24 protein-coding genes and 4 pseudogenes are annotated in these 26269 nt (G+C 64.3%); 16 read left to right on the top strand and 12 right to left on the bottom strand.

The features are described from left to right. Positions 1–44: 44 nt before the first annotated feature. Positions 45–707 (bottom strand): YciC family protein, encoded by a 663-nt coding sequence (locus FFS12_RS13930; protein WP_137887412.1) that lies wholly within the window; start codon positions 705–707, stop codon positions 45–47. Between the two features lie 191 nt (positions 708–898). On the opposite strand from FFS12_RS13930, the gene FFS12_RS13925 reads away from it, so the two are divergent. The 4 genes and pseudogenes from FFS12_RS13925 to FFS12_RS20235 all read left to right on the top strand — a co-directional run. Further along, complete coding sequence (locus FFS12_RS13925; protein ID WP_137887410.1) at positions 899–1378, top strand: NYN domain-containing protein; 480 nt, start codon at positions 899–901, stop codon at positions 1376–1378. A 305-nt stretch (positions 1379–1683) separates the two neighbouring features. Beyond that, positions 1684–2298 carry a PolC-type DNA polymerase III gene (locus tag FFS12_RS13920; RefSeq protein ID WP_137887409.1) on the top strand — a complete coding sequence of 205 codons (615 nt, stop codon included), beginning with the start codon at positions 1684–1686 and terminating at the stop codon, positions 2296–2298. A 225-nt stretch (positions 2299–2523) separates the two neighbouring features. After that, positions 2524–3855 (top strand): DEAD/DEAH box helicase, encoded by a 1332-nt coding sequence (locus FFS12_RS13915; protein ID WP_137887406.1) that lies wholly within the window; start codon positions 2524–2526, stop codon positions 3853–3855. A 20-nt stretch (positions 3856–3875) separates the two neighbouring features. Beyond that, a pseudogene (locus FFS12_RS20235) lies at positions 3876–4065 on the top strand (aldehyde dehydrogenase family protein); the annotation flags it as partial. A 28-nt stretch (positions 4066–4093) separates the two neighbouring features. On the opposite strand, the gene FFS12_RS13905 reads toward FFS12_RS20235, so the two are convergent. The 4 genes from FFS12_RS13905 to FFS12_RS13890 form a co-directional block, all read right to left on the bottom strand. After that, positions 4094–5335, bottom strand: coding sequence for a TIGR03862 family flavoprotein (locus FFS12_RS13905; protein ID WP_137887404.1), 1242 nt, complete (start codon positions 5333–5335; stop codon positions 4094–4096). A 214-nt stretch (positions 5336–5549) separates the two neighbouring features. Then, positions 5550–6254, bottom strand: coding sequence for a CTP synthase (locus FFS12_RS13900; RefSeq protein WP_137887402.1), 705 nt, complete (start codon positions 6252–6254; stop codon positions 5550–5552). A 10-nt stretch (positions 6255–6264) separates the two neighbouring features. Further along, positions 6265–6741: an NINE protein gene (locus FFS12_RS13895; RefSeq protein WP_137887400.1), complete on the bottom strand. Its 477-nt coding sequence runs from the start codon at positions 6739–6741 to the stop codon at positions 6265–6267. A 72-nt stretch (positions 6742–6813) separates the two neighbouring features. Continuing rightward, complete coding sequence (locus FFS12_RS13890; RefSeq protein WP_137887398.1) at positions 6814–7734, bottom strand: histone deacetylase; 921 nt, start codon at positions 7732–7734, stop codon at positions 6814–6816. A gap of 69 nt (positions 7735–7803) precedes the next feature. On the opposite strand from FFS12_RS13890, the gene FFS12_RS13885 reads away from it, so the two are divergent. The 4 genes from FFS12_RS13885 to FFS12_RS13870 all read left to right on the top strand — a co-directional run bounded on the left by FFS12_RS13885 (position 7804) and on the right by FFS12_RS13870 (position 11090). Continuing rightward, complete coding sequence (locus tag FFS12_RS13885; protein WP_218568982.1) at positions 7804–7962, top strand: hypothetical protein; 159 nt, start codon at positions 7804–7806, stop codon at positions 7960–7962. After that, entirely contained in the window at positions 7959–9560 is a 1602-nt protein-coding gene (locus tag FFS12_RS13880; RefSeq protein WP_137887396.1) for a SagB/ThcOx family dehydrogenase, read from the top strand. Before FFS12_RS13885 ends, FFS12_RS13880 begins: the two co-directional genes overlap by 4 nt. 73 nt (positions 9561–9633) lie before the next feature. After that, positions 9634–10503 carry an acyl-CoA thioesterase II gene (gene tesB, locus FFS12_RS13875; RefSeq protein WP_137887395.1) on the top strand — a complete coding sequence of 290 codons (870 nt, stop codon included), beginning with the start codon at positions 9634–9636 and terminating at the stop codon, positions 10501–10503. Next, positions 10500–11090 carry an HAD family hydrolase gene (locus FFS12_RS13870; protein WP_137887393.1) on the top strand — a complete coding sequence of 197 codons (591 nt, stop codon included), beginning with the start codon at positions 10500–10502 and terminating at the stop codon, positions 11088–11090. The genes tesB and FFS12_RS13870 overlap by 4 nt, the downstream gene beginning before the upstream one ends. A 34-nt stretch (positions 11091–11124) precedes the next feature. On the opposite strand, the gene FFS12_RS13865 is transcribed toward FFS12_RS13870, so the two are convergent. Together FFS12_RS13865 and FFS12_RS13860 are read right to left on the bottom strand one after the other, a co-directional pair. Beyond that, positions 11125–12009 carry a neutral zinc metallopeptidase gene (locus tag FFS12_RS13865; protein WP_137887391.1) on the bottom strand — a complete coding sequence of 295 codons (885 nt, stop codon included), beginning with the start codon at positions 12007–12009 and terminating at the stop codon, positions 11125–11127. Positions 12010–12233: 224 nt separating this feature from the next. Then, the gene (locus FFS12_RS13860) at positions 12234–13106 is read right to left on the bottom strand and encodes a PhzF family phenazine biosynthesis protein (RefSeq protein WP_137887389.1); all 873 of its coding nucleotides are present in this window, start codon (positions 13104–13106) and stop codon (positions 12234–12236) included. Between the two features lie 148 nt (positions 13107–13254). On the opposite strand from FFS12_RS13860, the gene FFS12_RS13855 reads away from it, so the two are divergent. Further along, positions 13255–13638 carry a DUF4345 domain-containing protein gene (locus FFS12_RS13855; protein ID WP_137887387.1) on the top strand — a complete coding sequence of 128 codons (384 nt, stop codon included), beginning with the start codon at positions 13255–13257 and terminating at the stop codon, positions 13636–13638. 70 nt (positions 13639–13708) lie between these two features. On the opposite strand, the gene trmA is transcribed toward FFS12_RS13855, so the two are convergent. Together trmA and FFS12_RS13845 are read right to left on the bottom strand one after the other, a co-directional pair. Beyond that, positions 13709–14797 carry a tRNA (uridine(54)-C5)-methyltransferase TrmA gene (gene trmA, locus FFS12_RS13850; RefSeq protein ID WP_137887385.1) on the bottom strand — a complete coding sequence of 363 codons (1089 nt, stop codon included), beginning with the start codon at positions 14795–14797 and terminating at the stop codon, positions 13709–13711. A gap of 110 nt (positions 14798–14907) precedes the next feature. Next, complete coding sequence (locus tag FFS12_RS13845) at positions 14908–16203, bottom strand: NCS2 family permease (protein ID WP_137887383.1); 1296 nt, start codon at positions 16201–16203, stop codon at positions 14908–14910. Positions 16204–16449: 246 nt separating this feature from the next. Between FFS12_RS13845 and FFS12_RS13840 the strand changes: the two genes are divergently transcribed. After that, positions 16450–17004 (top strand): DJ-1 family glyoxalase III, encoded by a 555-nt coding sequence (locus FFS12_RS13840; protein WP_137887381.1) that lies wholly within the window; start codon positions 16450–16452, stop codon positions 17002–17004. Between the two features lie 77 nt (positions 17005–17081). Here FFS12_RS13840 and FFS12_RS13835 read toward each other — a convergent pair whose 3' ends face one another. Further along, complete coding sequence (locus tag FFS12_RS13835) at positions 17082–18311, bottom strand: MFS transporter (protein ID WP_137887379.1); 1230 nt, start codon at positions 18309–18311, stop codon at positions 17082–17084. 481 nt (positions 18312–18792) lie between these two features. Between FFS12_RS13835 and FFS12_RS13830 the strand changes: the two genes are divergently transcribed. The 3 genes from FFS12_RS13830 to FFS12_RS13820 are packed head-to-tail and all read left to right on the top strand — an operon-like array spanning position 18793 to position 21396. Further along, entirely contained in the window at positions 18793–20223 is a 1431-nt protein-coding gene (locus tag FFS12_RS13830; RefSeq protein ID WP_137887377.1) for a cytochrome ubiquinol oxidase subunit I, read from the top strand. 2 nt (positions 20224–20225) lie between these two features. Next, the gene (cydB, locus tag FFS12_RS13825) at positions 20226–21233 is read left to right on the top strand and encodes a cytochrome d ubiquinol oxidase subunit II (protein ID WP_137887375.1); all 1008 of its coding nucleotides are present in this window, start codon (positions 20226–20228) and stop codon (positions 21231–21233) included. A 16-nt stretch (positions 21234–21249) separates the two neighbouring features. Next, positions 21250–21396 carry a DUF2474 domain-containing protein gene (locus FFS12_RS13820; RefSeq protein WP_137887373.1) on the top strand — a complete coding sequence of 49 codons (147 nt, stop codon included), beginning with the start codon at positions 21250–21252 and terminating at the stop codon, positions 21394–21396. Between the two features lie 16 nt (positions 21397–21412). On the opposite strand, the gene FFS12_RS13815 is transcribed toward FFS12_RS13820, so the two are convergent. Further along, the gene (locus FFS12_RS13815; RefSeq protein WP_137887371.1) at positions 21413–22537 is read right to left on the bottom strand and encodes a class I SAM-dependent methyltransferase; all 1125 of its coding nucleotides are present in this window, start codon (positions 22535–22537) and stop codon (positions 21413–21415) included. A gap of 555 nt (positions 22538–23092) precedes the next feature. Between FFS12_RS13815 and FFS12_RS20485 the strand changes: the two are divergent. Next, positions 23093–23185: pseudogene (locus tag FFS12_RS20485) on the top strand (hypothetical protein); the annotation flags it as partial. Between the two features lie 90 nt (positions 23186–23275). Beyond that, positions 23276–24652 (top strand): hypothetical protein, encoded by a 1377-nt coding sequence (locus tag FFS12_RS13810; protein ID WP_256657385.1) that lies wholly within the window; start codon positions 23276–23278, stop codon positions 24650–24652. 30 nt (positions 24653–24682) lie between these two features. Here the strand turns inward: FFS12_RS13810 and FFS12_RS13805 are convergent. Further along, positions 24683–24943 (bottom strand): annotated as a pseudogene (locus FFS12_RS13805) (hypothetical protein); the annotation flags it as partial. A 229-nt stretch (positions 24944–25172) separates the two neighbouring features. On the opposite strand from FFS12_RS13805, the pseudogene FFS12_RS13800 reads away from it, so the two are divergent. Then, a pseudogene (locus tag FFS12_RS13800) lies at positions 25173–26242 on the top strand (IS5 family transposase). Positions 26243–26269 lie beyond the last annotated feature (27 nt).

Here is a 26269-nt window from a genome sequence, read left to right as displayed (position 1 = left end):
GGGATCCTCCGTGGAAAATCCGCCCCTACCAGCCTAGCCCGAATTCATGCGTCTGCCGGCTTCTGGCTGACCAGCATAAACAGGCGAAACAGCACCACGCTGGCGAATAGCTGGAGGAAGCCATTGGTGCAATCCAGCACGAATGACAGCAGCGCATCCGGCTGCTGGTCCGTCGTTGGGAAGCTCAGCCAGTCGAGCAGCCAGAGCGGCAGCATCACGCTGAGGATGCACAACAGAATCCGCCAGAAATGCCCAGTGGTCAGTTGAAAACTCTCGCGCAGGGCCGCCAGCGGGGTCAGCCCGCGCAGCACCAGCAGGTACTCGGCGAAGGCCAGCTTGATCATCACCCACAGCCCCGGCAGCACAAAGAGTGAAACGCCGAGCATGATCAGCAAGGTGCTCAGGGCCGCCAGCACGGCGAAGCTCGGCCACAGGCGCAGCGCCATGGCCAGCAGATCTGCCGTGCGTGGCTGCAGGCCGCGGCTACGGGCATCGAGAAAGAGGATCAGCGCCGCCGTGTAGAGTGGGTAGAACAGCAGGCCGACCAGCAGACCGTGGGCGGGCGACGCCGCGCTCCCGCTCCAGGCGGTGACGGCCAACTGGGCCAGGCCTTCGAGCACGATCAGCGGCAGGCAGAGCAGGGCGATGGCCGCCAAATTGCGGCTGAAGAAGTACCAGGAGTCGCGCAGAATCGGGAGCGGGTTCATCGAGTTATCGCTGCAAAAAACAGGGCTCCACTCTAGCCGATGGCTGCCAAGGCTCCAAACTCTGGCTTATGTCGAGCTGTAACTCGCGGCATATTCGCAGCCCTTGCGCTGGGGCTGGCATACTGGGCGTTGACTGTAGCTTTAAGTCGCAGTTGTCAGCCACAGCGCGACCCGCGCCAAGAGGATTACCGGTGAAGAAAATCGCCGTATTCGCCGATGTACAGAACCTCTATTACACCGTGCGCCAGGCCCATGGGTGCCACTTCAACTACGCCGCGTTATGGGCGGACATCAGCCAGCGCGGGCAGATAGTCGAGGCCTACGCCTACGCCATCGACCGCGGCGACGCCAAGCAGCAGCAGTTCCAGCGGATCCTGCGCAACCTCGGTTTTACCGTGAAGCTGAAACCCTTCATCCAGCGCAGCGACGGCTCGGCCAAGGGCGATTGGGATGTCGGCATCTGCATCGACATTCTGGATGCCGCGCCGCGCGTCGATGAGGTGGTGTTGGCCTCGGGCGACGGTGACTTTGACCTGCTGCTGGACAAGATCAAGCGCAGCTATGGTGTCGAGGCCACGGCCTACGGCGTGCCGGGGCTGACCGCGCAATCGCTGATCCGCGCCGCCAGCCGTTATGTGCCGATAGAGGGCGCGTTGCTGCTGAAAAGCTGAGAACCTGTTCAATATCTGCTGCGGGCTTCGCGCGCCATGCTGCGTTGAAAACAGGCTCGGAATGCTCATTTACCACTCGTAAACTCCGCTTCCCCGCCTGTTTGACTCGCTACGCTCGCCCTGCGGGCCAGCCTTCGGCTGTTACTCCGCTTCGCTGCGTTGCGCCTTGTGACCCACATGGATGTGGGGAATGCCGTTACCCGTAGGGAACGGGTGCGGCCCTGACCTGCGCTCGCGACGATCTTGAACAGGTTCTGAACGGGCCCAGTGCTTATTTTCCTTCACCCAAACGAGACAAACCGACGTTGGAACGCATCGCCGTAATCGACTTTGAAACCACTGGTATTTCCCCCGGGCAGAACTGCCGCGCCACCGAGATCGCGGCGGTGATCCTGGAAGACGGACGGATAGTCGAGCGCTACCAGAGCCTGATGAACGCCGGGGTCTGGGTGCCGGCCTTTATCGAGAACCTCACCGGCATCAGCAACAGCATGCTGCGTGACGCGCCACCGGCCGCGCAGGTGATGCGTGAGGTGGCGAACTTTGTCGGTAGCACGCCGCTGCTGGCGCACAACGCCTCGTTCGACCAGAAGTTCTGGGATGCCGAGCTGGCGCTGATTCAGCGCAGCCGGCCGCAGACCTTCGCCTGTTCCATGCTGCTGGCACGGCGGTTATTGCCGCAGGCGCCGAATCACAAACTCGGCACGCTGAACAGCTGGGCCAAACTGCCGGTCACCGGCAAGGCCCACCGGGCGTTGGCCGATGCGGAAATGGCGGCCAACCTGACCCTCTACCTGGCCGACCAGTTACGCCATAGCCATGGCATCAGCCGGGTCTCCCACGGCCTGCTATGCAAACTGCAGAAAGTACCCGCCGCGAAGATCGGCGAAGCCCTTAGAAACGCCCGCGCAGGCCTGTAGGAGCGGATTTATCCGCGAACACGGGCGACTCGGTGCTGCCCCATCGCGAATAAATTCGCTCCTACACAGCCTCCACCGCCTGATGAATTGAATACCCAGGGTGGGGGGCTCCTACGGGTTTTGCGTTTTCATTCTCCCCTGTAGCAGCCTAGCCGCAGACAATCGCTTCTCGGCACGGCGGACAGGGTAAACTGCGGCCTTCCCTGAAACGCCCTGGTTACCGTCATGACTTTCGCCTCCCTTGGCCTGATCGAACCCCTGTTGCGCGCTCTCGAAGCCCTCGACTACCAAACCCCCACGCCGGTACAAACCCAGGCGATTCCGGCGGTGCTGGCCGGGCGCGACCTGATGGCGGCGGCGCAGACCGGCACCGGCAAGACCGCCGGCTTCGCCCTGCCGCTGCTGCAACGCCTGACCCTGGAAGGCCCGCAAGTCGCCAGCAACTCGGTGCGCGCGCTGGTGCTGGTGCCGACCCGCGAGCTGGCCGAGCAGGTGCACGAGAGCTTCCGGGTCTACGGCCAACACCTGCCGCTCAGCACCTATGCGGTGTACGGCGGCGTCAGCATCAACCCGCAGATGATGAAACTGCGCAAGGGCATCGACGTGCTGGTGGCCACTCCCGGCCGGTTGCTCGACCTCTATCGGCAGAACGCGGTGAAATTTGCCCAACTGCAAACCCTGGTGCTGGACGAGGCGGACCGCATGCTCGACCTCGGTTTCTCCGAGGAGCTGCGCGACATCTACGCCGCGCTGCCGAAGAAGCGCCAGACCCTGCTGTTTTCCGCGACCTTCTCCGACGCGATCCGCAGCCTCGCCGGGCAGACCCTGGATAACCCGCTGAGCCTCGAAGTCAGCCCGCGCAACGTCGCCGCCAACAGCGTCAAGCAGTGGGTGATTCCGGTGGACAAGAAGCGCAAGCCCGAGCTGTTCAGCCACCTGTTGAAGAAGCAGCGCTGGAGTCAGGTGTTGGTGTTCGCCAAGACCCGTAACGGTGTCGACCAGCTCAGCGAGCTGCTGCAACAGCAAGGCGTCAGCGCCGACGGCATCCACGGCGACAAGCCCCAGGCGACCCGCCAGCGCGCGCTGGATCGCTTCAAGAACCGCGAAGTCCAGATCCTGGTGGCCACCGACGTCGCCGCGCGCGGGCTGGATATCGACGACCTGCCGCTGGTGGTCAACTTCGACCTGCCGATCGTCGCCGAGGACTACATCCACCGCATTGGCCGCACCGGCCGCGCCGGTGCCAGCGGCCAGGCGATCTCGCTGGTCTGCGCCGATGAGGTGCAACTGCTCTCGGCCATCGAGACCTTGACCCGGCAGACCCTGCAACGCATCGAGGAACAGGACTTCGAGCCCGAGCATCGGGTACCGATGACCGACCCGAGCGGCCAAGTGCTGAAAAAACCGAAGAAGCCGAAAAAGCCGAAAGTGGTCGGTGGTGGCGGCAAGAAAACCTTGGGCACATGGCTGGAAAGCGACGAGCCGGCCGAGCCCCCGGTGAAAGCCGTGCGCAAGGTGCCGAGCTTCAATACCGGGCCGAGAAAGAAGAAGCCCTGAGTCGGCTGGCTAAGGTTACCCGCTGCCGGATCCGCCGTGAGTCGGTTGGGGTAGCGGGGCAATCATCCCGTGGAGCCAGCCATTGTTGATGGCCTCGTGGAAAGTCGCAGCGGTGCCGGCTGCGGGTCCACTGTGGCGTTGAAACCCTCGGAGCTGACGGCGCTGGAACTGCTGGCCGCGGCAGCCGACAAGAGCGACCTGCCGGCGGGGGCTGGCGCTCAGCTGTTCGGCGCGCTGCTCAGCCGCGCTGCCGCAGCCACTCCAGCATGCCGTGCCCGGCGACCCGCCCGCTGGCGAAGCAGGCGGTGAGCAAATAGCCGCCGGTGGGGGCCTCCCAGTCGAGCATCTCGCCGGCGCAGAACACCCCGGGCAGTTGTCGCAGCATCAGGCGCTCGTCCAGCTGCTCGAACGGCACGCCGCCGGCGCTGCTGATCGCCTCGTCCAGCGGGCGGGTTTTCACCAGGGGCAGCTCTAGCGTCTTGATCTTTGCTGCGAGCAGGGCGGGGTCGGCGAAGGCCGCGGCATTGGTGAGTTCGCGCAACAGCCCGGCACGCACGCCTGCAAGGCCCAGCTGACTGCGCAGGTGGTTGCTCAGCGATTTGCTGCCACGCGGCTTACGCAACAGCGCCTCGACCTGCGGCTGGGTTTTCTGCGGCAGCAGGTCGAGATAAATCGTCGCGCTGCCCTCGGCAGCTATCCGCTCGCGAATCCGCGCCGACAGCGCATAGATCAGGCTGCCCTCGACGCCCTGGGCGGTGACCACGAATTCACCCAGTCGCGCGGGTTCCTGATCCAGGCGTATGGCCGTCGATTTGACCGGCGCTCCGGCGAATTTTTCCAGAAACAACGGGCTCCAACCCGCGACTTCGAAGCCGCAATTGCTCGGCTGCAAGGGCGCCAACTGCACGCCGCGCTGCTCCAGCAAGGGCACCCAGGCGCCATCGGAACCCAGCCGCGCCCAGCTGCCGCCGCCCAGGGCCAGGAGCACGGCGTCGGCCCGTATGGCTTGTTCGCCTTCGGGGCCGGCGATGCGCAGCTCACCTTGCTCGTTCCAGCCCAGCCAGCGCCGGCGGGTATGAAGGTTCACGCCGTGCTCGCGCAGGCGCTTCAGCCAGGCCCGCAGCAAGGGCGCGGCCTTCATGTCGGTGGGAAATACCCGGCCGGACGAGCCGACGAAGGTCTCGATCCCCAGGCCATGAATCCAGGCGCACAACCTATCGGCGCCGAACTTGTCCAGCAGCGGCTCGAGCTGTGTGCGACGCGTGCCGTAGCGGGAGAGGAACGCCGGCTTCGGCTCCGAATGGGTGATATTCATCCCGCCGACCCCAGCCAGCAGAAACTTGCGTCCCACCGAGGGCATGGCGTCGTAGAGATCGACTCGAATGCCGGCTTGGCTCAAGACTTCCGCCGCCATCAACCCGGCGGGGCCGCCGCCGATGATGGCGACCTGGTGGGGAGCGGTGCTGGCTGAGTCGGTCATGGGCGGGGCGGCAATCGTTGCGGGGGAGGGTGCATTCTACCCGAGGGGCCCGTGTCTGTAGGCCTGTGGTTCGATTGCAGTAATCAGGCTTGCGCTTATGCCCTTCGATGATCCCCGCGCTCCAGCGTGGTGCCCCTGGTGGGGCGCTCTGCGTCCATAGGGTAGAGCAGGCGCGGAGCGTCTTAGGCGGCATTACGCAGGAGCGTGGGAACGATCATTGCGCGCTACGAGCAGCGACGGCCTCGACAAAGGCCTTCACCAATGGCGGCACGCGCCCAGCCAGCGCCGCGCGCTCCGGCTGAAACAGGGTGCCGACGAAGAACGGATGGCCATCCAGTTCAAGCGAGCGGGCATCGCCGAACTCGTCGAACGAGCTGACCCGCAGCGGTCCGGCGGCCATGGCGGCGGCGAACTCGGGGTTCAGGCCGAAGCGGCAGTGATAGCCCTCGTTGGCCTGTGCTTGGCCATAGGCTTGGGCCAGGCGTGAGCCCGGCACAAACAGCACCTCGCCGTTTACCTCGACCAGTGCGCAAGCCAGCGGTGCGATTACCAGGCGCGCACCTGCCGGAGCTGTCTCCGCATGCTCGGCATCGGCCCAGCCGAGCACGTTGCGGGCGTATTCGATGAGCGCATGCTGGAAGCCGCCACAGGTGCCGAGAAATGGCACGCCCTGTTCGCGCGCATAGCGGATCGCCAGCAGTGCGCCCGCCATATTGCGGTAGGGCGTGGCGGGCACGGACCAGAGGCCAGCGAAGTCACGGAGCTGATCGCGGCTGTGGATCGTTTCGGTTGCCAGCCACTCGACCTGGAGCGGCAGGTTCAGTGCCGCGGCGGCCAGTTCCAGCGCCGGCGGGATGGCTTGGTGGGCGATGACCCTGGCGTCGTAATCGCCGATCAGGCCGATTTTCAAGCTGTGCATGCTGACTTCCTTAGCGCTGCTGCTCGAGCTGCGCCTGTTGTGCGCGTTTGACGTAGTCCTGATAAGCCGGAATGGCGATGGCCGCGAGGATGCCGGTTATGAAGACCAGAACGAATACGCCGATTATCGCGATCACCAGGGTCGAGCCTCTTTTGACGTTGGCGTATTTCGCCTGCCACTTAGCGTCGCTGGTGCAGAGAAAGACGATGCCTTCGACCAGGGCGATGAGTGCGGGAATCCAGGTCCAGAAGAACAGCAGATAGAACAGGCCCCACCACTGGCCGAGGTAGAAGCGGTGGACGCCCAGCCCACCGAACAGTAGGGCGAGCACGCCGGCGGTGACCTTGCTCTTCGGGTTGAGGTTCTGGCTGGCCTGGCATTGCGGGCATTGCAAGGCGTTGGCGGCGATATGCGCACCGCAGCTGCGGCAGTAGACGCTTTCGACGTTGAGGTTTGCCTGCGGGGCTTGGTAGGGCTGGGCTTGCATGGCGTTAGAACTTCCTTGTTGTTTGAGAAACAGTGGCGTGACTCTAGCAAGGCTGCTTGTTGTCACCAAGCGCTAGCTGCTGGTTACTTCCTGCCAAACCCTTTGTGCGCTGTGATGCAAGATTCCGTGGCGCCTGGCCAGTGCTGCGCGGTCTGGGTCGTAGCCGCCGCCGATCAGCCCAACTACCGGAATATCCCGCCCCAGGCATTGGCGGATCACCAATTCATCCCGCGCGGCCAGGCCTTGGTCGGTCAGTTGGAGATAGCCCAGGGCGTCGTCCTGGTGCACGTCCACGCCGGCGTCATAGAGAACGAGGTCCGGCTGGTAGAGCGGTAGCAGGTAGTTCAGCGCATCCTCGACCACCCGCAGGTAATCGGCGTCGCCCATGCCCATCGGCAGCGGGATATCCCAGTCGCTGTCGGCTTTGCGTGCGGGGAAGTTCTTTTCGCAGTGCAAGGACACGGTGATCGCCTCCGGCGTATCGGCGAGGATGCGCGCGGTGCCGTCGCCCTGATGCACGTCGCAATCGAAGATCAACACGCGGCTGACCCGGCCTGCGGCCAGCAGGTAACGGCTGATCACCGCCAGGTCGTTGAAGATGCAGAAGCCGGCCGGGTGGTCGTAATGGGCGTGGTGAGTACCGCCGGCCAGGTGGCAGGCCAGGCCGTGCTTGAGCGCCAGCTCTGCGGCCAACAGCGAGCCGCCCACGGCGCGCACCGTGCGCCGCGCCAGGGCTGTGCTCCAGGGCAGGCCGAGGCGGCGTTGCTCCTCGCGGCTGAGTGAACCGCCGAGGAAACGTTCGATATAGGCCGGGTCATGGGCCAGGGCGAGCACCTCGGCGGGGCAGAGTTCGGGGCGCAGCAGGTTGACGTCGCAGGTCAAGCCGCTGTCCACCAGGTGATCGCGCAGCAGGCGAAACTTCTCCATCGGAAAACGATGGTTGGCCGGGAAGGGCGGGCTGTAGTCGTCGTGGTAGACCAGCGGCAGACGCATACAATAGGGCTCGACGAAAGAGTGCCGACAGTATGGCGGCGCCTATTCCAACCTCTCAAGCGGTGCCTCATGGCCGAATCTATCGAACTGGAAAGTCTCCGCCTGTTGTTGCGGGCCCGGCGCGACGCGGATCTGCAACCCTTTGCCGCGCTGAACGCCGATCCCCTGGTGATGGAGTATTTCCCCGCTTGCCTGAACCCTACGCGATGGCTGGAGCAGCACCCATGACTCCAGAAGACGGCGTGCGCGCCTATCACCAGCTGAGCATGCACAGGCCCGACCGCTACGCGCCGGGGCCGGGACACTTGGACTGGGCCACCCAGCCGGCGGCGTTTCGGCGCTATGCCGGGGCGCGGTTGATCGAGCTGCTGCATCGCCCGCTGGAAGAGTCGCCGGCCTATGACGCGGTGTTCGCCGCGCCGCTGGCTGAAGTGGCGCCGCTCAATCGGGCCAGCCTGTCGCAGCTGCTGTATGACAGCCTCGGGCTGTCGGCCTGGAAGGAGGCCGGCGGCAGCCGCTGGGCGCTGCGGGTCAATCCATCGAGCGGCAACCTGCATCCGACCGAGGCCTATCTATTGCTGCCGCCAGGGTCGCTGGAGCAAGACGGCGTGCTCGCCCATTACAGTGCCGATGCCCATGCCCTGGAAGTGCGCGCGCAGCTTCCGGCGCCTTTGGCGGCGCAACTGGCGCAGGCATTGCCCGCCGGTGGTTTCCTCCTGGCGCTGGCCAGCATCCCGTGGCGCGAGGCCTGGAAATACGGCGAGCGCGCCTATCGCTATTGCCAGCATGACCTTGGCCATGCCCTGGCGTGCCTGGACATCGCCGCCAGCCCCTTGGGCTGGCAGGTGAAGTTGCTGCGTGGCACCGCCGAGGCGCAGTTGGATGCGCTGTTTGGGCTGGATCGTGAGGGCTTCTGCGAGCCGGAAGCGGTGGATGCGCTGCTGTGGATCGGCCCCGCGCAGACGGTTGAGCCGCGCTTGCCCGACGCGCTACTAGACCACCTCGCCGCCTTGCCGCTGGCGGGCACGCCCAATCGCCTATCGCGCCACACCCTTGAGTGGCCGGAGTTGGCGCGGGTGCAACGGCTCTGCCGGGCGCCGGCCTTGCCGACCCAACCTTGGCTGGCGGAAACCGGGCGGGCGCTGGCGGATAATCCCGGCCTGGCGCTGCGCCCGTTGCTGCATCGGCGCCGCAGTGCGCAGGCCATGGACGGCAAGAGTGGCATTCATGCCGAGCTGTTGTTGGCCTGGTTGCGGCGGCTGATGCCGAGCCATTCACCGGTGCCTTTTGCCGTGACGGGCGAGCCAACCCAGGTCGATCTGCTGCTGTTTGTCCATCGCGTGCAGGGGCTGACGCCGGGCCTGTACTGGTTGGCGCGGTGTGACGGGCAGGCGCAAACGCTGCGCGAGGATTTCCTTTGGGAGCGCGTGGACGTCGAGCTGCCGCTGTATCGTTTGCTCGCAGGCGATGCCCGTGGCTTGGCCGAATTTCTCTCCTGCGGTCAGGCGATCGCCAGCGAGGGTTGTGTCGCCCTGGCGATGCTGGCGCGTTTCGATCAGGCCCTGGCCAGCGGCGCCTGGCACTATCCACGGCTGTACTGGGAGTGTGGCCAGATCGGTCAGTTGCTCTACCTCGAGGCCGAGGCCGCGGGCTTGTCGGGTACCGGCATTGGTTGTTATTTCGATCCGGCGGTGCATGAATTGCTCGGGCTTGCCGACAGCCGCTGGCAAAGCCTTTACCATTTCACCCTGGGGCGCGCGGTGTGGGACGAGCGGTTGAGTTCGCTGCCGGCTTACCCGACTTTGCGCCGCCCAGTGCCTGAATGAGTCCGTATTTGAATGAAACAGTGCCTGAATGAAGCCGTACCCGAATGAACGAGCGCTTGATGAGGAAAAACCGATGAGCCAACTACTCGATGATCTAGTGGCCTTGCTAAGCCTGGAGCAGATCGAGGAAAACCTGTTTCGCGGCATCAGCCAGGATCTCGGTTTCCGTCAACTTTATGGTGGCCAGGTGCTTGGCCAGTGCGTCTCCGCCGCGAGCCAGACGGTAGAAGAGGCGCGCCATGTGCACTCACTGCACGGTTATTTTTTACGTCCGGGCGATGCCAGCTTGCCGGTGGTCTATCAAGTCGATCGGGTGCGCGATGGCGGCAGCTTCAGCACCCGCCGGGTGACGGCGATCCAGAAGGGCAAGCCGATTTTCACCTGCAGCGCCTCCTTCCAGTACGACGAAGAAGGTTTGCACCACCAGTTGCAGATGCCCGATGTGCCAGGGCCGGAAAACTTCAAGACGGAAACCGAGCTGGCACGCTTGTCTGCGGCGACTATCCCGGAGCGCATGCGTGAGCGGGCGACCAGCGCCAAGCCGATCGAAATTCGCCCGGTGACCCAGGTCAACCCCTTCGATCCCCAGGCCTGTGAACCGGTGAAATATGTCTGGTTCCGCGCCGACGGCAACCTGCCGGATGAGCGCCAGCTGCATAAATACCTGTTGGGCTACGCCTCGGACTTCAACCTGCTGACCACCTCGATGCAGCCGCACGGCGTCTCGGTGTTCCAGAAGTTCATGCAGGTCGCCAGCCTCGATCACTCGATTTGGTTCCATAACGACCTGCGGATGGACGACTGGCTGCTGTACGTCATGGACAGTCCCTGGTCGGGCAATGCCCGGGGTTTCTCGCGCGGCAGCATCTTCAACCGCGCCGGCCAGTTGGTGGCCTCGGTGGCGCAAGAGGGGCTGACGCGGGTGCGTGAGGATTGGAAGTGAGGCTGAGCGAAGCGCGGCACTGGGTCTTCGACATGGACGGCACCCTGACGCTGGCGATGCATGACTTCGACGCCATCCGCCGTGAGCTGGCCATCCCGGCGGCGGCTGACATCCTCCAGCACCTGGCGGCGTTGCCCGAGGATGAGGCGGCGGCCAAGCATGCCTGGCTGTTGGCCCATGAACGCGAGCTGGCGCTCGCCGCCCAGCCCGCGCCCGGGGCCATCGCCCTGGTGCGCGAGTTGCACGCGCGCGACTGCCGGCTCGGCATCCTCACCCGCAATGCCCACGAGCTGGCGTTGTTGACGCTGGCGGCCATCGGCCTCGGTGACTGTTTCGCCAGCGTCGATGTTATCGGTCGTGGCGAAGCACCGCCGAAACCGCATCCCGGCGGCCTGCTGCAGTTGGCTGCACGATGGGGCATCGCCGCGAACGCGCTGGTGATGGTCGGCGACTACCGTTTCGACCTCGATTGCGCACGTGCCGCGGGCGCCTACGGGGTGTTGGTAAACCTACCGGAAAACCCCTGGCCAGAACTGACGGATGGCTTTGCGCGCGATTGCGCAGAGTTGCGGCGAATGCTGCTTTAGTTCCCCTCACCCGGAGGGCGAGGGGAGACCAGCTTTAAAGCCTTGCCGCCTTAAAGGTATCGCAGCTGTTGACCTGGCCTTTCTCGAAGCCGGTGCTGAACCAGCGCACGCGCTGCACCGAGGTGCCGTGGGTGAAGGAGTCGGGGACTACCTGGCCACGCGATTGCTTCTGCAGGCGGTCATCGCCAATCGCATTGGCGGCGCTCAGGGCTTCTTCCAGGTCACCGGGCTCCAGCCAGTCCAGCCGCTGTTGCGCATGGTAGGCCCAGACGCCGGCCAGGCAATCGGCCTGCAGTTCCTGGCGGACTAACAAACTATTCTCGCCTTCGAGTTTTTCCCCACGCTGGCGCGCCGCATTCACCTGCGTGGAGACGCCAAGCAGGGTCTGCACATGGTGGCCCACCTCGTGGGCGATCACGTAGGCCTGGGCGAAATCGCCGGCGGCGGCAAAGCGCTGGGCCATTTCGCGGAAGAACTCGAGGTCGAGGTACAGCTGGCGGTCGCCGGGGCAGTAGAACGGCCCGGTTGCCGATGAGGCGAAACCGCAGGCCGAGTTCACGCCACCGCGAAACAGCACCAGGGTAGGGTCTTGGTAGTGCTTGCCGGCCTGCTGAAAGATCGCCCGCCAGGTGTCTTCGGTATCGCCGAGTACGGCCCGGACGAATTCCGCCTGTTCGTCGTTAGTGGCGGGCGTGCGGCCTGCTTGCGGCCTGACGGAGCTGGTCGATACGCCGGCCTGGTCGGCCAGTTGACCGAGGATCTGCAACGGGTCTTGGTCGGTCATCAGGCCGATCACCACGATGATGGCGACCGCTCCGAGGCTCAGGCCCTTGCCGCCACCGATGCGCATGCCGCCTCCGCCGCCACTGTCGCGGGCGTCCAGCACATTGTCGCTGCGGCGGGCTTTTTTCCAGAGCATAGCGGTGTCTTCCTGTTTCTTGGGGCTAACAGGCCGTTGAAAAACTACTGCGCTAGGCTAAGCGGCGTTGAAATCAGTCTCAAAATGCTCATTTACAGCGCGTAAACTGCGCTTTTTCGACTGATTTCGCCTTGCCTAGCCGTCGCTCGCTACGTTTTTCAACGGCCTGCTAAGGCTTGGGGCTTGAGTGTCGCTGCTGGTAGATATGGGTGCCAGCCCGGCGGTCAGCCCAGTTCGCCGGCGCTGACGTGCAACTCGGCGCGCGCCAGCAGTTGCACGCTGCCGCCCACGCTGACGCGGCCGTCACTGCCAACGCAGACATCCAGCCGGCTGGGGCGGTTGAGGAAGCGTCCTTGGTTGAGGCTGAAGGCTTCGCCGCGGCGATGCAGGCCGTGCTGCACCAGAAAGGCGGCGACCGGTCCGGCAGCACTGCCGGTGGCGATATCCTCGATCACGCCGAGCGGGTCCCAGGTGCGGCCTTCGTGGTCATCCACTTCCAGCAGAAAGACGAAGGCGGCTCCATAGGCGGCTAGTTCGGCGTCGAACGCGCGGCGTTGCCTGGCCCGCGCCAGAGCTTGCGCTGTGACTGGCAAGAGCAGATAGGGCAGGCCGGTGCTGACCACCGTGGCCGGGTAGCGGCTATCCAGATCGGCGGCGCTTAACGAAAAGGCCTCGGCGAACACCAGGGCCTGTTCGGTGTTGAGCCGCGCGCCGAACTCGGCCAGGCCTTGATCCATCTCCGCGTAAAAGCCCTGGCCGTGTCGCCGCGTGCGCAGGTGCACGCTTTTCGCAGCCATTCGTATTGTCCATTCGGCGGTTGCGGCAGGGTTATGCAGATGATGCAGCAGGGCGGCCGCGCCAAGAATCGGGTGGCCAGCGAAGGGCAGCTCTTCTTCCATGGTGAAGATGCGTGCGCCGTATTCGTCTGGGCTGCCGCCGGGCAGCAGGAAGATCGACTCGAACTGGCGCAGTTCCCGAGTCAGCGCCTGCATGGCGGCGGGCGATAGCGGGCGGGCGTCGGGGAAAACCGCCAGGCCGTTACCGGCCAGCGGGCGCTCGGCGAAGACATCGAGTTGCCAATAAACCAAGGGGGACATAGTGGCTCCGTGGATTAGCGGAAAACAGATCGGGAAACAGTCGGCCAGCATAGCGGTGAGATTGCCCAGGCCCAAGCCCCTGCCTGTTTCCGGATATGGCTGGGCGGCCTATCCTCGACGCACCCTAACCTGACGAGGAGATGCGCCAATGCTGTTCGCCCGAATCCTGCTGGCCGTGCAGGCCTTGGTGTTGGCCGGCGTTGGTTTGGCCTATTTCATCCGTCCACAAGAGATGGTCAATCTCAGCGGCATGCTGCTGATGGAAGCCGCGGCGATCACCGATGTGCGGGCCTACTACGGCGCTCTGCAACTGGGCCTGGCGGTGTTTCTGTTGCTGGCCACGGTGCGCCTCGAGCTAACCCGCGGCGCACTGACGTTGCTGGTGCTGCTCTATGCGGCGTTGGCTTTTGGGCGCATCGCCGGGCTGTGGCTGGATGGTGGCCTGCAGCAGACCTTCAACCTCTACCTGCTGCTGTTCGAGCTGGTGTCGGCGGGCTTGGCCTTTATGGCGCTGCGTGGCTTGAACCGGTAGGCTGGGTAGAACGTAGTGAAACCCAGCTGGGTTTCGCCAAGGCTCTACCCAGCCTACGGCGCTAATAGGTTCAGCGGCGCTCCAGCAACACCCCACTTTCCATATGGTGGGTGTAGGGGAACTGGTCGAAGAGTGCGCAGCGCGTGACGCGGTGGGTGTCGTGCAGCTGGGCGATGTTGGCGGCCAGGGTTTCCGGGTTGCAGGAGATGTAGAGAATGCGCTCGAAGCGCCGGGTCAGTTCGCAGGTGTCCGGGTCCATGCCGGCGCGCGGCGGGTCGACGAACACGCTGCCGAACTGGTAGCTCTTCAGGTCGATGCCCTGTAGGCGGCGGAACGGCCGCACCTCATTCAACGCCTCGGTCAACTCTTCGGCGGAGAGGCGCACCAGGGTCACGTTGTCGACCTGGTTATCGGCCAGGTTGGCCAGCGCGGCGTTGACCGAGGATTTGCTGATTTCCGTGGCCAGCACTTTGCGCACGCGAGTGGCCAGTGGCAGGGTGAAGTTGCCGTTGCCGCAGTAGAGTTCCAGCAGGTCATCGTCGCGCTCGCCGAGGGCGTTGAAGGCCCAGTTGAGCATTTTCTCGTTCACCGCGCCGTTTGGCTGGGTGAAGGCGCCTTCCGGCTGGCGATAGCTGAAAGTGCGCCCGGCGACTTGCAGTTCTTCCACCACATGATCGCGACCGATGACCAGGCGCTGACCGCGCGAGCGCCCGACCAGGCTGACGCCCAGTTCTGCCGCGAGCTGTTGTGCCGCCGCCTGCCAATGCTCATCCAGCGGACGGTGGTAGCAGAGGGTGATCAGCCCGTCACCGGCCAGGGTGGTGAGGAACTCGACCTGGAATAGCTTGAAGCTCAGCGCCGAACTGGCCCGCCATGCGGCTTTCAGGCGTGGCATCAGCTCATTGATGCGAGTGCTGGCGATCGGGAAGTCGTCGAGCAGGATAGGCGTGTGTTTATCGCCGGCCGCGAACATCGCGTAGAAGCGCTCTTCGTTCTCGCGCCACAGGCGGAATTCGGCGCGCAGGCGGTAATGCTCGCGCGGCGAGTCGAAGACTTCCGGCTCTGGTGCGGCGAAGGGCGCGAGCAAGGCTATCAGGCGGTGTTTCTTTTCTTCCAGCTGGGCCAGGTAGGCGGTCGGGTCGAACTGTGGAGCACTCATGGAAAACTCATGTCGTTGTAGGGTGGATGACGCTTCATCCATCCACCAATAGGTTGTTGGGCTGGCGGATTGCGAGCGGTGGATGAAAAGAGCGTCATCCACCCTACGAATCAGGCGTTGAACCAGCCCAGTTTAATCACGAACAGGATCGAGAGGATCACCAGCACCGGGTTCAGTTCGCGCCAGCGGCCGGCCAGCAGCTTGATCGCTGCCCAGGCGATAAAGCCGAAAGCGATGCCGTTGGCGATGGAGAAGGTCAGCGGCATGGCCAGCGCGGTGATCACCACGGGGGCGGCAACGGTGATGTCGTCCCAGTCGATTTCCGCCAGGCCGGCGGTCATCAACACGGCGACGAACAGCAGGGCCGGGGCGGTGGCGAAGGCCGGTACGCTACCGGCCAGTGGGGCGAAGAACAGCGCCAGGAGAAACAGCAGGGCGACCACCACGGCGGTCAATCCGGTACGCCCGCCGGCGCTGACCCCCGCCGCCGATTCGATGTAGCTGGTCGTGGTCGAGGTGCCCAGCACCGAGCCGACCATGGCGGCGCTACTGTCGGCGATCAGCGCGCGGCCCATCTTCGGCATGTAGCCGTCTTTGCGCATCAAGCCGGCTTTTTTCGCCACGGCGATCAGGGTGCCGGAGTTGTCGAACAGGTCGACGAAGAGGAAGGCGAAGATCACGCTGAACAGGCCGATATCCAGTGCGCCCATGATGTCCAGTTGCAGCAGGGTCGGCGCCAGCGCCGGCGGCATCGAGACCACCCCGCCGAACTTGGACACGCCCAGAGCGATGGCCGCGCCGGTGACGGCGAGGATGCCGATCAGCACCGCGCCTGTGACCTTGCGCGCCTCCAGGGCGACGATCAGGAAGAAGCCGAGCACCGCCAGCAGCGGCTCGGGTTTGCTCAGGTCGCCCATGCCGACCAGCGTGGCCTGGTTGGCCACCACTATGCCGGCGTTCTGCAGGGCGATCAGCGCGAGGAACAGGCCAATGCCGGCGGCAATCGCCGAGCGCAGCTCCAGCGCAATGCTGTTGATGATCCATTCGCGGATCTTGAAGATCGACAGCAGGAAGAACATGCACGCCGAGAGAAAGACCGCCCCGAGCGCCACCTGCCAGCTGTGCCCCATGTGCAGCACCACGGTGTAAGTGAAGAAGGCATTCAGGCCCATGCCCGGGGCGAGGGCGATCGGGTAGTTGGCGATAAAGCCCATGATCGCCGAGCCGATGGCCGCCGCCAGGCAGGTGGCGACGAACACCGCGCCCTTGTCCATGCCGGTCTCGCCGAGGATGCTCGGGTTGACGAAGAGGATGTAGGCCATGGTCAGGAAGGTGGTGAGACCGGCAAGGATCTCGGTGCGCACCGTGGTGTTATGCGCGTTGAGTTGGAATAGTCGTTCCAGCATGCTGGGCTCCCCGTGGCGCGCGACGCCGTGAATGTACCGTCCGGCCAAAGCAAAGCACAGGCGCCGCCAGGCTGCGTGAAAACTACTGCAGGCTCCGCGGGTTATACGGCCTGTCGCAGCGCTGTTTTTCTGCCGGACTGAAAAAAGGCGCGCATCATACCAGTTCACCCCCTGTGCTTAATCAGGGCGGGTTGAATTGATGATCAAACGGACAGTTTTCGTTCTGTGCTTTTCAGGAGAATCAACATGACTGCTCGTGCTCTGCTCGCCGTCGCCGACGGCGTGGAAGACCTTGAAACCGTGACCTTGATCGACGTGCTGCGGCGCGCCGACATCGAGTTGCTGGTGGCCAGCATCGAAAACCGCCGGATGCTGACCTGCGCCCGCGGCACGCGCCTGACCGCCGACGCCATGCTGGTCGACGTGCTGGCCCAGGACTTCGACTTGATCGTATTGCCCGGCGGCATGCCGGGCGCCCAGCACCTGGCCGATCACCAGCCCTTGGCCGAACGGGTGCGTGAGCACGCGGCGGCCGGCAAGCTGTTCGCCGGTATCTGCGCCGCTCCGGCGCTGGCCTTGCAAGGTTATGGCGTGCTCAAGCAACGGCGGATGACCTGTTACCCGGCCCTCAGTGACCGTCTCTCCGGCTGCACCTTCGTCGATCAGCCGGTGGTGGTGGACGGTAACTGCATCACCAGCCAGGGGCCGGGCACCGCGCTGGAGTTCGCCCTGACCCTGGTGGAGCAACTGGTGGGCAAGGGCAAGCGCAAAGAGATCGCCAAGGCGATGCTGGTCGTCTGATTTCAGGTAGGGGTGCGCAGCCCGATACCGGCCATTCAGAGGGTAGGCTGGGTAGAGTCCAGCGGACGAAACCCAGCCTACGGGGTGCGTGGCTCGTGCAGCCGTTCGCGCTTGGCCAGGGTCGGGAACAGTTTGTACCAGGCGCCGGTGATCAGCAGCGTACCGACGCCACCCAGCACCACCGCCGGCGCGCTGCCGAACCAATGGGCGGTGAGGCCGGATTCGAATTCACCGAGCTGATTCGAGGCGCCGATAAACAAGCCGTTCACCGCACTGACCCGGCCGCGCATTTCGTCCGGGGTTTCCAACTGCACGAAGGCGCCGCGGATCACCATGCTGATCATGTCGGCCGCGCCGAGGATGGCCAGCACCAGCAGCGAGAACCAGAACGAGGTGGAGAGGCCGAAGGCGATGGTCGCCACACCGAACACGCCCACCGAGATAAACATGATCCGCCCGACGTTACGCTGGATGGGAAAGCGCGCCAACCAGAAGGCCATCAGCAAGGCGCCCACCGCCGGGGCCGAGCGCAACAGGCCGAGGCCCCAGGGGCCGGTCAGCAGAATGTCCTTGGCGAACACCGGCAGCAGCGCGGTGGCGCCGCCGAGCAGCACGGCGAACAGGTCCAGCGAAATCGCGCCGAAGATATCGCGCCGGCTGCGAATGAAGCGGATGCCAGCCAGCAATGAATGCAGCGACGGGCGCTCCTGATTCAGCGGCTCCTGGCGCCTCGGCAGGCTCAGCATCAGCGTACAGGCCACGACATACAGCAGGGCCGTGGGCGCATAGACCCAGATGCTGCCGAAGGCATAGAGAAAGCCGCCGAGGGCCGGCGCGACTATGGTCGCGGTCTGCATTGCCGAAGCCGAAGCGGCGACTGCGGCGGGGAACAGCGCGCTCGGCACCAGGCTCGGCAGCAGCGCTTGCGTCGCCGGCATCTCGAAGGCGCGGGCGCTGCCGAGCAGGAAGGCCAGCACGAAAATCATCTCGCGGGTTACCTCGCCACTGCTGCTGCCCAGCACCAAGGCGATGGCGATCAGCGCCTGACCACCTTGGCAGAGCGCCGCAACCTTGCGCCGATCGTAACGATCCGCCACATGCCCGGTGTACAGCATGAACAGCAGCCGTGGCAGAAACTCCACTAAACCGACCCAGCCTAGATCCAGCACGTTGCCGGTCAGTTGGTACAGGTGCCAACCGATGGCCACGGTGAGCATCTGGAAGCCGCTGGCGGTACAGACACGGGCCAGCCAGAAGGCGAGAAACGGACGTTGTTGGCGCAGCAGGAGTTTGCCGTGGGTCGACATGATGGGCGGCTTTTTACTTGGCGAGCTCAGGGGGGCGTCAGGCTAGCACGCGGTCTAGAGCGGTGGGGTTGGATTAACCGGCCGTTGTAAAAAGGCTACCTGACTACGTACTTTCTTCAGCAAGCTTTGCGACTGATCCTAGCGGGCTTTAACAGGCTAACAACGACTCGCCCTATGGGCTCTGGGAGATTTGTGGACGGACATCCTGGAGGGTTGTTGCGGGTTTTGTGGGCTGGGCCGGCAGGGCACCGCGCGACAATCGACCACAGCGGCACCCCGGGTACAAAGCGCTACTCTTTGCGTGCTGGTTGATCCACGTCAATACCCCGTTTTTGGGTCGCGTGGGGGGGCTTTTAGGCCTGCTGTCCCGCTCGATCTGCGCCACACAAGAATAATTCCGTAGCGCCACTCCAAAGCTTGGAGCTGCTGGCTTGGCCGCAATAAAGGGCCGTGCCCCGTACCACCTGATTGAGGAAGTCCCATGTTCGGCTTAGAGGCCCTGGATCTGGCTCGGATGCAGTTTGCGTTCACCATTTCCTTCCACATCATCTTCCCGGCGATCACCATCGGCCTGGCCAGCTATCTGGCGGTGCTGGAAGGCCTGTGGTTGAAAACCCATGAGGAGGTCTACCGCGACCTCTACCATTTCTGGTCGAAGATCTTCGCCGTCAACTTCGGCATGGGCGTGGTCTCCGGGCTGGTGATGGCCTATCAGTTCGGCACCAACTGGAGCGCCTTCTCCGACTTCGCCGGCGCGGTCACCGGGCCGTTGCTGACCTATGAAGTGCTCACCGCGTTCTTCCTCGAGGCGGGCTTCCTCGGTGTCATGCTGTTTGGCTGGAACCGCGTCGGCCTGGGGCTGCACTTCTTCGCCACGGTGATGGTGGCCATCGGCACCTTGATCTCGACCTTCTGGATTCTCGCCTCGAACAGTTGGATGCAGACCCCGCAGGGCTTCGAGATCGTCGACGGCCGGGTGATTCCGGTGGACTGGCTGGCGGTGATCTTCAATCCGTCATTTCCCTACCGTCTGCTGCACATGGCCACCGCGGCGTTCCTTGCGACGGCGTTCTTCGTCGGCGCGTCGGCGGCCTGGCATCTGCTGCGCGGGCGGGATAATCCGGCGATCCGCCGCATGCTCTCGATGGCCATGTGGATGGCCCTGATCGTCGCCCCGATTCAGGCGGTGATCGGTGATTTCCACGGGCTCAATACCCTGCACCACCAGCCGGCCAAGATCGCCGCGATCGAGGGCCACTGGCAAAACGTCGGCGACGAGCCGACCCCATTGATCCTCTTCGGCTGGCCGGATATGCAGGCCGAGCAGACCCGCTTCAAGCTGGAAATTCCCGCCCTCGGCAGCCTGATCCTGACCCACAGCCTGGATAAGCAGGTGCCGGCGCTGAAGGAGTTCCCGCCGCAGGATCGGCCCAACTCGACCATAGTGTTCTGGTCGTTCCGAATCATGGTTGGTCTCGGTATGTTGATGATCCTCACCGGGCTATGGAGCCTCTGGCTGCGCGCGCGTGACAGCCTCTACCAGTCCAAGCCCTTCCTCTATCTGGCGCTGTGGATGGGGCCGTCCGGTCTGGTCGCGATTCTCGCCGGCTGGTTCACCACCGAGGTCGGTCGTCAGCCCTGGGTGGTCTACGGCCTGATGCGCACCGCCGAGGGTTCCTCCGGGCACAGCTTCGCGCAGATGAGCCTGACCCTGACCTTGTTCGTAGTGGTGTACTTCGCGCTGTTCGGGGTCGGCCTCGGCTACATGCTGCGCCTGGTGCGCAAAGGCCCGATCACCGATGAAGGCAGGGAGCAGGGCGTTGGTGGCCCTGGGCAGCAACGCACACCGGCGCGGCCGCTGTCCGCGGCGGACGAAGGGCTGGAAGACGACAACTCGAGCGGGAGGAACTGACCATGGGCTTCGATCTTTCGCTGATTTGGGCAATCATCATCGTCTTCGGCATCATGATGTACGTGGTCATGGATGGTTTCGATCTAGGCATCGGCATCCTCTTCCCGTTCGTCAAGGACGACGCCGAGCGCGACGTGATGATGAACACCGTGGCGCCGGTCTGGGACGGTAACGAGACCTGGCTGGTGCTCGGCGGCGCGGCGCTGTTCGGCGCCTTCCCGCTGGCTTACGCGGTGGTGCTGAGCGCCTTGTATCTGCCGCTGATCTTCATGCTCCTGGGGCTGATCTTCCGCGGCGTGGCCTTCGAGTTCCGCTTCAAGGCCAAGGCGCACAAGCGGCATATCTGGGACAAGGCCTTCATCGGCGGTTCGCTGGCCGCGACCTTCTTCCAGGGGGTGGCGTTGGGTGCTTACATCGACGGCATTCCGGTGGTCAATCGCGCCTACGCCGGCGGTTCGCTGGATTGGCTGACCCCCTTCTCGCTGTTCTGCGGGTTGGCGCTGATCGCCGCCTATGCCCTGCTCGGTTGCACCTGGCTGATCATGAAAACCGCAGGCCGGCTGCAACAGCAGATGCACGATCTGGCACGGCCGTTGGCCTTGGTGCTGTTGGCCGTGACCGGGATTGTCAGCCTGTGGACGCCCTTGGCCCACGCCGAAATTGCCCAGCGCTGGTTCAGCCTGCCGAATCTGTTCTGGTTCCTGCCGGTGCCGATCCTGGTGCTGGTGACCCTGTACGCGCTGTTGAAGGCGGTGCAGAACAACCGCAACTACTCGCCGTTCATCCTCACCCTGGTGCTGATCTTCCTCGGCTACAGCGGCCTGGGCATCAGCCTGTGGCCGCATATCATCCCGCCGTCGGTGACCATCTGGCAGGCCGCCGCGCCGCCGCAGAGTCAGGGTTTTATCCTGGTCGGCGCGCTGTTCATCATCCCCTTCATCCTGATGTACACCGCCTGGAGCTATTACGTGTTCCGCGGCAAGGTGACTCAGGAGGATGGCTATCACTGATGGCCGGAGGCCCGCGATGACTGTGGATAAACCCGGGAAAAAACCGCTGTGGCAGCGCTTGGGTTGGTTGGTGGCCATCTGGACGGGCAGCGTGCTGGCGCTGGGTGCCGTGTCTTATCTGTTGCGGCTGTTTATGACTGCGGCGGGCTTGAGTACGCCGTAGTCGTAGGAGCGCGCGGCTACTTGATCGCCTTCAACACCACGAACTTCGGATTCGCCGCGACCTGCTCCACTCCGAGGAACAGGCGCTTGAGCTTGGCGTGGTAGCCCAGGTGGCGGTTGCCGACTATCCACAGCTCGCCGCCCTTGACCAGGGCCGCTCGGGCCTGCTGGAACATCCGCCAGGCGAGGAAATCCCCGACCACCTGTTGCTGGTGGAAGGGTGGATTGCACAGCACCAGGTCCAGCGAGTCTTGCGCCTGCTCGGCCAGGCCGTCGCCGGGGCGAATCTCCACCGCTCGCTCGCCCAGTGCCGCGCGCCAGTTCTCGGCCGCCGATTGCACGGCCATATACGACTCATCCACCAGCGTCAGCTGCGCATCGGGGTTGGCCAAGGCGCAGGCGATGCCGAGCACGCCGTTACCACATCCGAGGTCGGCAACCCGCGCCGCACCGAGCCTTTGCGGCAGGTGTGGCAGAAAGGCCCGGGTGCCGATATCCAGGCCTTCGCGGCAGAACACATTGGCGTGGTTGAGCAACTCGATGCGCGGGCTGTCCAGCTGGTAGCGGGTCGGGTAGGGCGAGCTCACCGGGGCTTTCGCGCTGGGCGTGACGAACAGCAGCCGGGCTTTTTTCACCGCGAGCGAAGCCTGCAGCGGGCCGATGTATTGCGCCAGCAGATCGCCGGCGGTGCGCGGCAAGTGCTTGAGCATGCCCGCGGCGACGACTCGCGCGCCGGGTGCCAGTTGGCCCTGAAGGCGGATCAGTTGCTCCTCCAGCAGCGCCAGGGTTTTCGGCACGCGGATCAGTACCCAGTCGAACGGGCCGGGCACCGTCTGGCTGGCCGGGATAAAGCGCACGCTGTCCGCCGCCAAGTTATTGCACGCCAGATTGTTCGCCAGCGCCAAGGCGCCTAGATGGGAGTCGCCGCTGCTGCTGACCTGGGCCTTGCCCGCCAGGCTGGCCGCCAGCGCGCCGAAGCTGTCGTTCAGCACCAGCACCCGGGCCTCGATCGGCAGACCCTGCCCATGCAGATGAGCGAGTAGGTATTCGTCGGCCGCATCGAAGGCCTGCAGCGGGTCGTCGCGCTGTGGCGGCTGGCGAAACAACTCGAGACTGGCAAACGCTGTGCTGAAGAGCGGCATCAATTAAGCACTCTGTAATCCTGACTATTACGCAAGTCGTTGATTTAAATTAGAACTCGCCATGCGGCTAGTTTATGTGGTTTTTCGCTCAAGCACTTAAAGGTTTTGCCCAAGAATTCAGGGGGGGCAGACCAGGTTTTTAGCGAAAGTCGTGGGCCCTTATGGCTCCTGCTTTTGCGGCGGCCGGTCTCGGTAGCCATCGAGTGCAGGCTCCAGTGCGTGGAGCCGTCTGCGGGTTTTGAATCAAGCGTCTTAGGCTCTGTTGACCTAAGCGAGCATGCCACTTGGCTGACTTCCAGCCGTGCGGCGATAGAACTATCGAGCTCGCCTCGGGCGCTTCAACGTCACCGAGCCAGTCGCAGACGAAATGCCCAGTACGCGCCTTGCTCTTGGTCCCCACTTGACGGGACTTTAGTCCCGCAAAATTCAGACTTTAGTCCCGTTATGATCAGACTTTAGTCCCATACAAAAAGTAGACTTTAGTCCCGTCAGAACTAGACTTTATATAGCCTGAACCCAGGTTCCCATTGCTTTAAAAAGCAGGAGGGTAATGTCATGGCTGCTATCACAGGTACACCCGGTAACGATTCCCTACCCGGCACCAAAGACGCCGACCAGATTTTCGGCCTCGCTGGCAATGATTTGTTATCTGGTGGCCGACGACACGCTTCGAGCGGTTCGGCTAATATCCCATCAGCGCCGTCCAGGTCCTTGTTTTCTCCAAACAGGAGAAACGACATGACGCATACCTGCAGTCCCTCGCCAGCACGACGGAACGGAATCGCGGTCGGGAAGGTGCTGTTTGCAAGCTTGGTTTTGGTCCTGCTGGCACTTACAGAAAGGCCGGCGCACGGGCAGGCCTTGCTCACCGAGACGACATGGGGTGGGGCTGGAGCCGAAGTCGCAACCGCTGTCGCCGCGGCCGCCGACGGCAGCGCGTACCTCGTCGGCTCGACGGATAGCTTTGCCGTCGACCAGTTCAACCAGCCCGCGACGCGGATGTCCATCGTCAAGCTCTCGAATGGAGCGGTCGTCTGGCAGCGGATCTGGGACGGCCCGACCATCGTCGGGGTGACGAATACGTCAGTGGCGGTCGCTGCCGACGGTTCAGTTTACGTGGCCGGCATCACCGCAGACGGTGGCGGAGACGCCGTGTTGCTGAAATTCAATCCGGACGGCGACCTGCTCTGGGAGCGGGCCTGGGGCGGTACCGAGTCCGATAGCGCCGGCGCGGTGGCGACGCACAGCGACGGCTCCGTCTACGTCGCGGGCCGGACAACCAGCTTCGGCCCGAGCTCCGCGGGAGTGTTCGTCCTGAAGTTCAATTCGCTGGGCAATCTTGTCTGGCAACGGCTCTGGGACGATGCCGCCGGCTTCGAGGCGATGGCCGTCACGCCGGATGGCAGTGTCTACGCGGCCAGCTCGAGACTGCGGCCCAACAGCAATTTTTCCCAGTTCGACGTGATGGTGCTGAAGCTGACGCCAGAGGGCGACCTGGTCTGGGCACAGACGTACGGGGCAGGCGAGGTCGTGGATGCGCGCGGCGGAATGGCCGCCGCCGCGGATGGGTCCATATACACGGCTGGCGCCATCCAGGCGGCGAAGGGCGGCATCGTCGGCATCGCCGCGCTGGTCCTGAAGATCGGGTCCGATGGCAGCTTGTTGTTCGGCAAGGAATGCTGCACCAAGGGCGGCGACACCGGCGAAGGCATCGCGGTGGCGCCCGACGGCTCGGTTCTTCTCGCCGGAACGACGACGGCGTTGGGCGTCGGCTTCCAGGATGCGTTCGTCGCGCGCCTGGAGTCGACAGGCAAGAAGGTGACGGATGCGGCAACCTGGGGTGGCACCGGCTTCGAGACCGGCGGCGCCGTCGCGGCTGCGGCCGACAACACGGTGCTGCTTGCGGCGACGACGAGCCAGGGCCCGCCGTATTCGCTGCTGGCGGCGTCGCTGAAACTGTCCGCGCCGAAATTCACCGTCGCGCCCCTTGCGGGAGTGCTCGTGGATCCGGGAGTCACGGCTTCGAATCCGCAACACGGGGCGTCCGTACCGGCCGGCAGCACGGCCTACAGCGGAAACTTCGAGTCGGCACTCATACGGCTCATGCTGCCGTAACGGGTCAGCGTCGCCAGAACGGTGCGGGCGGATGTAGCGCCCACCGGTCAATCGCTCGGCCCAATGCCGACGAGACGCCCGGCACCGCCTTGATGGCCGATTCGATGCGCGTGGTCAACTTGTCGATGCTGACGGGGTCGGAGCCGGCCACCTTGATGCCCACCGGGCTCTTGATGCCCGTCGCGAGATGTCGATGCGGTTGCGGATCGGCGGCAACCAGACGTTGGAAAGCCCCGGCACCCGGACGAGCTGGTCGAGTTCCTCGACCAGCTCGTCCGGGGTCATGCCGGCGCAAACGCAGCCGTGAACGCCATAGCGTCGATCGACCATTCAGCCGACGATGCGGCGATCGCCAAGGCTCTCCGGGTGCTGGAGCGCCGGATGCGGAACGCCGGGCCAGTGTTGACGAGCCCCCGGGGCCGTGCGCGACTACCTAACAGGCCGTTGAAAAAAGTCGAGGCCGTGGCGGGTTCTGGAAAACTGATGGCCATCTCCTTTATGCAGGCCCCAGCCCAAGCCCATGCGCGGACTCGACCTTAAGCAAAACGAACTGTTCAGCTACACGACGCTGGAGCAGCGCACCCCCGACGACCACCCGCTGCGCCCCCTGCGCGAGCTGGTCGATAGCGTCTTGGCGTCGATGGATCAGGACTTCGATGAACTGTACTCCACGCTGGGGCGGGCCGGTTGTTGCGCGCCTCGCTGCTGCAGGTGATCTACACCATTCGCTCCGAGCGGCAGCTGGTCGAGCAGATCGACTTCAATCTGCTGTTTCGCTGGTTTGTCGGCCTGTCCATGGATGAGCGCGTGTGGGATCACTCGACTTTCAGCCAGAACCGCGACCGGCTGTTCAACCAGGACGTGGCCCGCCTGTTTTTCCAGCGCATCCAGTCGCTGAGCCAATGGGCGGAATTTGCCAGTAATGAGCACTTCAGCGTGGACGGCACGATGATCGACGCCTGGGCCTCGCACAAATCCTTCGTCAGGAAGGACGGTGGCGAGCCGCCTGCAGACGGCACGCGCAATCCCTATGCCGACTTCAAGGGTGAGCCGCGCAGCAACGCGACCCACCAATCGACCACCGACCCCAAGGCCCGTCTGGCGCGCAAAAACAGCGGTGATGCCAGTCGCCTGGCGCACATGGCCCACACCCTGATGGAGCATCGCAACGGGTTGATCGTGGATGTGGAGTGCACCGAGTTCAACGGGCGTGCCGAGGTGGATGCCGCCTTGACGATGCTGGAGCGCAGCACCCAGCCGGGCAGCACGGTCGGCGCGGACAAGGGCTATGACCAGCAGGCGTTTGTCTGCGGCGCCCGCGAGCTGAGGGTCACGCCGCACGTGGCGCAGAAGCGCAAGGGCAGCGCCATCGACGGGCGCACCACGCGCCACTCTGGCTACGCCACCAGCCTGAAGATTCGCAAACGGATCGAAGAAGGGTTTGGCTGGCTGAAGACGGTGGGCGGCCTGCGCAAGACCAAATTGATTGGCCGCGCGAAGCTGAGCGCGCAGTTGCTGCTGGGCTTCTCGGTCTACAACCTGATTCGCCTGGGCAGCCTGTCGGGCTGGTGGCGGGGCGCGCATGTATAGGGCGAACTACGCCCGGAAAACGCCGAA

The sequence above is a fragment of the Pseudomonas sp. 2FE genome (genome assembly GCF_005503735.1).
Taxonomy (GTDB): Bacteria; Pseudomonadota; Gammaproteobacteria; order Pseudomonadales; family Pseudomonadaceae; genus Aquipseudomonas.
Note: the sequence above shows the minus strand (reverse complement) of the source record. Positions and strands in the feature narration are given on the sequence as shown.

Coding starts and splice junctions, on each gene's coding strand:
- FFS12_RS13895 (WP_137887400.1), bottom strand. CDS start 6,741: ATGCAAGCCCAGCCCTACCAAGCCCCGCAGGCAAACCTCAACGTCGAA.
- FFS12_RS13820 (WP_137887373.1), top strand. CDS start 21,250: ATGACTGTGGATAAACCCGGGAAAAAACCGCTGTGGCAGCGCTTGGGT.
- FFS12_RS13900 (WP_137887402.1), bottom strand. CDS start 6,254: ATGCACAGCTTGAAAATCGGCCTGATCGGCGATTACGACGCCAGGGTC.
- FFS12_RS13855 (WP_137887387.1), top strand. CDS start 13,255: ATGCTGTTCGCCCGAATCCTGCTGGCCGTGCAGGCCTTGGTGTTGGCC.
- FFS12_RS13840 (WP_137887381.1), top strand. CDS start 16,450: ATGACTGCTCGTGCTCTGCTCGCCGTCGCCGACGGCGTGGAAGACCTT.
- FFS12_RS13835 (WP_137887379.1), bottom strand. CDS start 18,311: ATGTCGACCCACGGCAAACTCCTGCTGCGCCAACAACGTCCGTTTCTC.
- FFS12_RS13845 (WP_137887383.1), bottom strand. CDS start 16,203: ATGCTGGAACGACTATTCCAACTCAACGCGCATAACACCACGGTGCGC.
- FFS12_RS13905 (WP_137887404.1), bottom strand. CDS start 5,335: ATGACCGACTCAGCCAGCACCGCTCCCCACCAGGTCGCCATCATCGGC.
- FFS12_RS13860 (WP_137887389.1), bottom strand. CDS start 13,106: ATGTCCCCCTTGGTTTATTGGCAACTCGATGTCTTCGCCGAGCGCCCG.
- tesB (WP_137887395.1), top strand. CDS start 9,634: ATGAGCCAACTACTCGATGATCTAGTGGCCTTGCTAAGCCTGGAGCAG.
- FFS12_RS13915 (WP_137887406.1), top strand. CDS start 2,524: ATGACTTTCGCCTCCCTTGGCCTGATCGAACCCCTGTTGCGCGCTCTC.
- trmA (WP_137887385.1), bottom strand. CDS start 14,797: ATGAGTGCTCCACAGTTCGACCCGACCGCCTACCTGGCCCAGCTGGAA.
- FFS12_RS13810 (WP_256657385.1), top strand. CDS start 23,276: ATGACGCATACCTGCAGTCCCTCGCCAGCACGACGGAACGGAATCGCG.
- FFS12_RS13880 (WP_137887396.1), top strand. CDS start 7,959: ATGACTCCAGAAGACGGCGTGCGCGCCTATCACCAGCTGAGCATGCAC.
- FFS12_RS13890 (WP_137887398.1), bottom strand. CDS start 7,734: ATGCGTCTGCCGCTGGTCTACCACGACGACTACAGCCCGCCCTTCCCG.
- FFS12_RS13885 (WP_218568982.1), top strand. CDS start 7,804: ATGGCCGAATCTATCGAACTGGAAAGTCTCCGCCTGTTGTTGCGGGCC.
- FFS12_RS13815 (WP_137887371.1), bottom strand. CDS start 22,537: ATGCCGCTCTTCAGCACAGCGTTTGCCAGTCTCGAGTTGTTTCGCCAG.
- FFS12_RS13865 (WP_137887391.1), bottom strand. CDS start 12,009: ATGCTCTGGAAAAAAGCCCGCCGCAGCGACAATGTGCTGGACGCCCGC.
- FFS12_RS13930 (WP_137887412.1), bottom strand. CDS start 707: ATGAACCCGCTCCCGATTCTGCGCGACTCCTGGTACTTCTTCAGCCGC.
- FFS12_RS13830 (WP_137887377.1), top strand. CDS start 18,793: ATGTTCGGCTTAGAGGCCCTGGATCTGGCTCGGATGCAGTTTGCGTTC.
- cydB (WP_137887375.1), top strand. CDS start 20,226: ATGGGCTTCGATCTTTCGCTGATTTGGGCAATCATCATCGTCTTCGGC.